Below are 5,206 nucleotides of genomic sequence, written 5' to 3' on the forward strand. Positions count from 1 at the left end.
CCGCCGATGGGTTATCGCCCGTCAACTACGAGATCAGGGAATCCAAGTCCAAGCCGGAAGCGGCATAGGAAACCCTCCACGATTTCGGGGGAACCACACTCCGACCTGCTTGGCGATAGCTTGGCACGCTGCGGTCAGCGACGGATACTCCCCGCCATGGGTCTCCAACAACCGCAACGCCCGCTCCCGGACCTCCGGTTCGATCTTCTTCGGCATAATCGTCATCCTTCCTAACTCAGAAGGAAACGGCACAAAAGTGGGGGTGATTCAATGTTTGCCCGGTCGGCCGGGCCGAAGGTATGGGCGATGAGTTTGGGACCTTCGGTGGACTGTGCGGCGACAAAGGCGTGAGCCGCCGCGGCGACATCAGCCGGTTCCGGGGTGATCTGTGGGGTGAAGATGTCGAGCAGCTTGGCGAGCTGGGCCGCGCGAGATGCGATGACGATATCGATCTGCGGGGTGTCATAGGTCCAGCCATCAGGCATCTGTGTCATGCCTTGAAAATCCCGTTTCATGTCGCCCCAACCATCACAGGTCGTGCCGGTTCCGCTTTGGGCGGCGATCGGCTGTGTCGGGCCGGGTGCCGGCGCGGACGACATCTCCGCTTCGGGGCGACCGCTGAAGTAGATGACCCCAGCAATAATCAAGCCGGCGACGAGAATCACCGCTGCGACGGCATAGAGCAGCCGCTCCTCGCGTGCAGGCGCACCGTCGTGTCTCAGAGCCCGGATCATCGCCCGATGATCCCACAACGACCTGGAGTTCAGTGCGGCATCCAGAGCGGCCACGAACCCGGCGACGATTATGCCCACCTCGCCCACCACGCGGTGCTCCAATTCCCCACCACGGCCGACGCCGACTCGTTTACGCTGCCTCGCAACGACAATGGCCAAGCTGCGCGCCGGGCCCCTACACCTAATTGCCCATATTTACCGGGGCAGCCCGGGCAGTTAAAACCCACCAACGTATGCCTATGCCCCGCTGCCGTCGGCCCCCCGCGACGAAAGCCCCGGGCGCGGGCGAGGGTGCTGCCTATGTCGGGTAATTGGCGCTGGTGATGTCAGCGCCGAGCTCCTCCAGCGTGGCCTGGGGGTTGATTCGCCGGACGACGCCGCGGGTCAGCGGACGAAGATTGAAGACGTGATCGACCGCGACGGGATCGGGGTCGACTTCGAAGTAGGTCGCGGCGAAGGTTCGGTACGACTGCGGGGTGGGGTCGGTGAGCACGCCGAGCATCTGCCAGGCGCCGTCGGGGTCGGCGCGATCCCCGAGGCCTAGGTAGTGCACGGCCCCGGCTCGCCACGCGGTGTCGTGGCGTTGGCGCCACATGCAGAAGGTGGCGTTGAGTACTCCGTCGAGGCTGGCGAACGCCGGTTCGGTGACCAGGTCGGCGAAGACATCGGGGACGTCGTCGACCAGACCGGGCCACAGCGCCGGTGGGCGGCTTCGGCCCGGGGCCATCGGCGATTCGTGATCGAGGCCTTTGATGAAGGCTCCGTCCGGGGTGAAGACGATGAAGCAGTCGTTGCCGGAGCCGTCGCGGATCTCGGTGGCGGCGGTGCCGTCGCCCCAGTCGGCGGTGTAGGAGTAGATCCGGTCCTCCCACTCCGGGGAGAGGATCGCGTCGAGCATCGCGACGGCCTGACTCCGTCTCTGCAAGGTGTCGATGTCCGGCAGCGCCGCGGCGACCTCTTGAGCAGTCACGTCAGGCTCCGCTCGGCGGGGTCTCGACCGCGGCCGCGATTGGCGCCGCGGGAACCAGGGACCCGCTGGAACCGTGGACGTAACCCGGAGGCGGCGAGAGCGGAAGTCTCACAACCTCTCCCCCGGTCTCGGCCGCGTAACGAGCGGCGTCGTCGCTCTCTGCTTCGGTGTAGACGCGCACCGCGGCGGGCTGGCCGGGCACCCGGACCATCATCGTGAGGTCGGCGATGTGCACATCGGCACTGCGGGTGCGTGGGGACTGTCGGACATGCAGGCCACCGTTACCGTCGTCGCTCATTGCGTCATTCTCACCGTCGCGACCGACAAACACGGGCGGACATGCCCGTGAACCTACCCATGGCTCGACTAATTGCGGATGGTCATTCCGACGGCGACGTCGCGGGTAAGCCAACCTCACGGACAGGCTTTTGTCGGAGCCCTTTCCAGCTGGGGTGACGCATCCACCGCCCGGGCACGTACTCGCGGTAGGCAACCTCGCCGACGTAGGTCGGGGTCACGTAGCGCACTCCCGCAGCCTCCACCGGTTCGCTCAACGGTGACGCCTCGCACATGGTCGGGTCGAGCAGGTCGAACAGGTACCGCCGCATGTTTGAGCTAAATCCCGTGCCGCACTGACTCACGGGAACCAAATTGCCTTCGCTGTTATGGCCGGCCAGGAGCAGGGAGCCGACGGCACTTCGGCCGCCAGGCCCTCCGGCGGACCAGAATCCGACGATGACCAGGTCTGCGCTTAGCCTGATCGGCACTTTCGTCCACAACCCGGAGCGACCTGAAATATACGGCGAGTCAAGCGGTTTGATCACGATCCCTTCCAGGGCGTGCGACGCGGCTACGGCGAGCATGTCCGTCGGCGACACGTCGGTGAATGCTTGGGGGACGGTGAACACCGGGGACCGGTCGACTACCGAGACGCTTTCGAGGATCGTGCGACGTGCATGCCACGGAAGCTGCGCGACGCTTCGTCCCTGATGTTCGATGACATCGAAGCCCATCAACCGCACAGGCACTTCACGAAGCAATGCCGCGTCCGGTCGCCGCTGCTGTGGCCAGCGTCGCTGCAGACGAGTGAACGACGGCCGCCCGTGGGCGTCGAGAGCGACGATCTCGCCGTCGAGGATCATCGGCCGCCCACCCACGGCCTCGGCGACTCCCGCGAGTTCAGGGAAGGTTCGAGTGATGTCGGCACCGTTGCGCGACCACACCCGGGTGGTTTCGCCGTCGATGGCCACTATCGCCCGCTGGCCGTCCCACTTGATTTCGGTAGCTACATTCTCGCCACTGGCTGGAGCCTTGCCCAGCGTCGCCAGCATGGGCGCCGGTGCGGTGCGCTGCACCTGCTCCGTTGGTCGCCGTGCCACCTCTTCGACGGTACGCGCGGACGTGGTGGGAACCTGCCCGCGTGCCCGAGCGCTCACCTGCCTGCATACCTGCCAGACCGCAGCAAAGGTGCGCCCTGTTCGTCGAGGTACGAACGACGCACATCGGCCAGGGAAAGCGCGAGTAAGTGCGACAGCGGGACGAGCGCAGCCACGCTGGTCAGCTCACCGGGTGCAGCGGCGACGGGTTCGCTGCCTCTGAACAGCGTGCGGGAACCGGCCTGAAACGGCCCCAGGTGGTACCCGTCGGCGGTGTTCGCCTCGCCCGCAGGTAGGTCCAGAAAAGGCAGGTCTAGATCGTCGCGGATGTCGTCGCCCAGCAACCCGAACAGGTAGCGCTCCAAGACCACGCGGTCGGCCGCGTACAGGACGCGCTCGCTCGTCCCATCGTCGGCGAGCTGCACCAGTTCGGCGCGACCATCCGGTCGCGCCAACACTGCGTAGCCGTCTTCTCCTGGACGCCGCAGAAGTCCCTCAGCCGAGTTCCAGTCATAGCGCGCCAACTGAGCCCACCTAACGCACTCCACACTCAGGGCGAACGCATCGGACGGCACCCCGCCACGTTAATTGCGTGTCGGCCGCGGCCGATCGAGCAGCCCACGGCTAAGGCGACGTGGTGCTCAACGCCCGCCGATCGCCGCGTTGGCCCATCCGCACCACTGGCGGGTCACGCATAATTAGCTAGTGACGGTAAAACGGCCCACCAGACGGCTGTCGCGGCCAGGCGGCCTGCGCTTGCGTGATTACCAGCGCGCCGCCGTCGAAGCAGCCGATCCGGCGGCGGACCGCGCCCTCTGGGTGAGCGGATGCGGTACCGGCAAGACGCTCATGGCTGCCGCGGCTACCGCGAAACTGCTTGGCAACAAGCCGGGTTCGGTGTTGGTGTTGTTCCCGACGCTGGGATTGCTGGAGCAGACCTATCGGGTATGGCGCGCGCAGTTCCCCCAATGATTCGAGGCGCTGGCTGTCTGCTCAGAGAAAATCGGCAACGAGATCGACGAGGAAGACATCGGCAGCGACGAGCTCACGGTACCGAGCACGACGAGCCCAGAACAGTTGGCGCAGTGGCTGATCGACACACCCGGGATCAGGGTGGTGTTCGCGACCTATCAATCGCTGGGGGTGATCACCGCCGCGCACAGGCAATTCGGCGCCGGTGGCTGGACAGTATGCGTCTGTGATGAGGCGCACCGCACGGCAGGGCGGCGAGGGAAGCCGTTCGCGGCCATCCTCGATCAGCGACAGGTCCCGGCTGATCACCGGCTGTTCTTCACCGCTACCCCAAAAGAACACAGCGGCCCGCGAACGCGATCCGGGAAGCCCCGCCAGCGTTCTGTGGCCTCCATGGACGACCCCGAACTCTATGGCCGCCGAGTGTTCACCTTGCCGACCCGCGAGGCGATCGAGCGCGGCATTCTGGCGGACTTCAAAGTCGCGGTCATAGCAGTATCCGATTCGGCCGTAGGTGCTGCGCTCAAGGACCTGCGGCTCATCAGCCTCGCCGCCGGCGAGGAAGGCCGCGCCCGGGCCGATCACGTCGCCGCGTCGATCGCGCTGACCCAGGCCGCCACCGACTACGGGCTCTCCAGTGTGTTGGCATTTCACAACACGATCGCCGCGTCCAAGGAATTCGCCGCGACCTTCGCGCGGACTCACGCCCTGATGGCGGCCAAAGGTCTTCTGCGCGACGGCCGCTCAGCCAGCATCATCCATATCGACGGCACCTCGAAGCTGCCTGACCGGCTGGCCGCGGTGCACACGTTGAGCCAGCACGACGCGGGCCGCTGGAACATCGTCACCAACGCTAGAGCTCTATCTGAAGGCGTCAATATACCGAGCCTCGATGCGGTGCTGTTCGCCGAACCCCGTTCCTCTGAGGTCGACGTCGCCCAGGCGGTCGGTCGCGCGATCCGCAAGAACCCCTATCACGATCGCCCATCGCTGATCGTGCTCTCGGTGACTGTCGATGACAGCCAAGACGCTGAGACCGTCATCGACATCTCGGAATGTGGTTCCCCCGAAATCGTGGAGGGTTTCCTATGCCGCTTCCGGCTTGGACTTGGATTCCCTGATCTCGTAGTTGACGGGCGATAACCCATCGGCGG

6 protein-coding genes and 1 pseudogene are annotated in these 5,206 nt (G+C 65.5%); 2 read left to right on the forward strand and 5 right to left on the reverse strand.

Annotated features, from left to right (window positions below; translation table 11 throughout):
• Positions 1-230: 230 nt before the first annotated feature.
• The 5 genes from H7J06_RS26975 to H7J06_RS26995 form a co-directional block, all read right to left on the reverse strand.
• Positions 231-824 (reverse strand): hypothetical protein, encoded by a 594-nt coding sequence (locus H7J06_RS26975; protein ID WP_264042484.1) that lies wholly within the window; start codon positions 822-824, stop codon positions 231-233.
• Between the two features lie 208 nt (positions 825-1,032).
• Positions 1,033-1,704, reverse strand: a complete 672-nt coding sequence (locus H7J06_RS26980) for a hypothetical protein (RefSeq protein WP_264042485.1) — start codon at positions 1,702-1,704, stop codon at positions 1,033-1,035.
• 1 nt (position 1,705) lies between these two features.
• The gene (locus H7J06_RS26985; RefSeq protein WP_264042487.1) at positions 1,706-2,002 is read right to left on the reverse strand and encodes a hypothetical protein; all 297 of its coding nucleotides are present in this window, start codon (positions 2,000-2,002) and stop codon (positions 1,706-1,708) included.
• 82 nt (positions 2,003-2,084) lie between these two features.
• Positions 2,085-3,083, reverse strand: coding sequence for an ATP-dependent DNA ligase (locus H7J06_RS26990; RefSeq protein WP_264042488.1), 999 nt, complete (start codon positions 3,081-3,083; stop codon positions 2,085-2,087).
• A 53-nt stretch (positions 3,084-3,136) separates the two neighbouring features.
• Positions 3,137-3,604, reverse strand: a complete 468-nt coding sequence (locus H7J06_RS26995; RefSeq protein WP_264042489.1) for an Imm61 family immunity protein — start codon at positions 3,602-3,604, stop codon at positions 3,137-3,139.
• Between the two features lie 181 nt (positions 3,605-3,785).
• On the opposite strand from H7J06_RS26995, the pseudogene H7J06_RS27000 reads away from it, so the two are divergent.
• Positions 3,786-4,376, forward strand: a pseudogene (locus H7J06_RS27000) (DEAD/DEAH box helicase family protein); the annotation flags it as partial.
• A gap of 69 nt (positions 4,377-4,445) precedes the next feature.
• A complete protein-coding gene (locus H7J06_RS27005; RefSeq protein ID WP_264042490.1) occupies positions 4,446-5,195 on the forward strand; it encodes a helicase-related protein in 750 nt (249 codons plus the stop codon).
• The last annotated feature ends 11 nt before the right edge of the window (positions 5,196-5,206 follow it).

Origin of the sequence: Mycolicibacterium hodleri, from assembly GCF_025822245.1 — a bacterium.
Taxonomy (GTDB): domain Bacteria; phylum Actinomycetota; class Actinomycetes; order Mycobacteriales; family Mycobacteriaceae; genus Mycobacterium; species Mycobacterium hodleri.